The sequence below is a fragment of the Caldisericia bacterium genome (assembly GCA_030018355.1).
In the GTDB taxonomy this organism is placed as follows: domain Bacteria; phylum Caldisericota; class Caldisericia; order B22-G15; family B22-G15; genus JAAYUH01.
Window position 1 is genome coordinate 1 of record JASEFN010000012.1, and the last position, 1,807, is coordinate 1,807.

Genomic DNA, 1,807 nt, shown 5'->3' on the forward strand with positions numbered 1-1,807 from the left:
CACAATTAACAACTTGTTTGTGGTATGATATGGGGACAAGTTGTATTTATGGAACTCCTGTTAATAACTTTAAAAATGGCTTATTAATTCATACTAATTCTTGTCAACATCCACCATATAATTGTTGCTATAATTTTACAACATCGTGGCAGAGACCACCATCTTATAATTTTTTAATTATAGAGATTAATAATAATAGACCATTAGGCATTTTATTTGGTTGGCCATTAATAACACCACCTCATCCAAACTATGGGTATCATTGGGTTGTTGGAATTGGTTATGCATATGGTACCAATCCTTCTTATTATACCTTTTATATAAGAAGTGGTTGGGGTGAAGGATTGGTTATATTAGATTATCCTACTACAGAAAGTTATATCCATGGTTATGTCAAAATTTATCCAGGTTCATAAAATTTTTTTATTAATAATATTTTTTTATTTTATAATATTTGGAATTGAAATTTCCTATCCTATAGGAGAATTTTTTCCATCTTCTTTCAGTACAATATTAATTTGTAATTTAGCAAATGGGGGAATTTTTTCAGTTAGAGATATAGGTTTAAACACAAAAGAAAATGGTCAAAGTATTTTTCTTGTTACTCATAAATTATTAAAAATAGTTGATATTAATGGGAAGGAGAAAATTTATGCTTCTAAAATATTTTATTTGCTTAAAAAACTTCCTGAAAAAGAATTAAATAACCAAGACATAAATAAAATAGTATTTGAAAAAACGAAAAAGAAAATTAGGAATGCTTTTCTTTGCTATTTATATTTTTTTGATAAGTTTTCACCATATGAAGATTGGTGGTGGATTATTAGAACAGAAGATAACTATATTTATATGATTAATTATAGAAATGGTGAATTATATGAAATTAAAGAGATTTTATATTAATTTAATATGGGGATTTTCAGTAATACTTCTTAATACATTTTTTATATGGTTATTTAAAGGCATTAATCCTATAATAATCTCTCTTTTTCTTCCTGTTTCAATAGTAATAATTACATTATTGATAGAGCCAAACAATTATTTTTTATTACCAATATACTATATTATTTCAAAAATATTATTACTTCTTATTCTTTCTTTTCTTACTTTTATACATAATCCATGGATTTTACTCCATTTTTATAATGGAGATATATTTTTAAAAATAAACAAGTTAATAAATTATAAGATTTTTATTGAAAAATCATTTGATGCATTTAAAATAATATGCCAATTTAAAATAGGTTTTATAGAAACCATATTTGTTATATTAGGATTAACTATCTCTCTTTTAATAAGAAAATTTATTTTTAAAAAAAACTTAAAAATCGAATTTAATAACTTCAAATATACTAATTTGATCCTTTTTGGTCTTTTTACTTTCTCTCTCTTTTATTTTATTTCGAACATGCTAATATTATATGGGTTAAATTATTTATTTTTAATATATTTAACATTTTTAATATCAATAGTAATTGGTTCATATTTATTTCTTATACCTTTTTATAGAAAATCAACAAACAGAAAAAAATTTATTCTTTACTTTTATCCCCTACTGTCATATTATTTTGCTTTATTTTTAATAGAACCATTTGGTTTAATAATTAATATTTTAAATAGAATCTATATTTTTCATTTAGAAGCTTTTCCATTTATATTAATTGGAATAATTTTAACAAATAAATACAAAGTTATTAGAATTAAACAATAATGAAACTTTTTATTGGTTAATAAGTTTATATAATTAAAAAGGAGGTTAAAATGAAAAAGATATTAATATGTTTGATTATTTTGGGGTTAATAGGGA

The 1,807-nt window shown here is 22.1% G+C and carries 3 protein-coding genes; all 3 read left to right on the forward strand.

All coding sequences use genetic code 11. The features are described from left to right. Positions 1–416, forward strand: a 416-nt coding sequence (locus QMD25_07065; GenBank protein ID MDI6861743.1) for a hypothetical protein, incomplete at its 5' end; no start/stop codon positions are given. Further along, on the forward strand, positions 391–903 hold the full coding sequence (locus QMD25_07070; GenBank protein MDI6861744.1) for a hypothetical protein: 513 nt from the start codon (positions 391–393) through the stop codon (positions 901–903). The genes QMD25_07065 and QMD25_07070, both read left to right, overlap by 26 nt. Next, entirely contained in the window at positions 878–1,711 is an 834-nt protein-coding gene (locus QMD25_07075) for a hypothetical protein (protein ID MDI6861745.1), read from the forward strand. Before QMD25_07070 ends, QMD25_07075 begins: the two co-directional genes overlap by 26 nt. Positions 1,712–1,807: the final 96 nt, after the last annotated feature.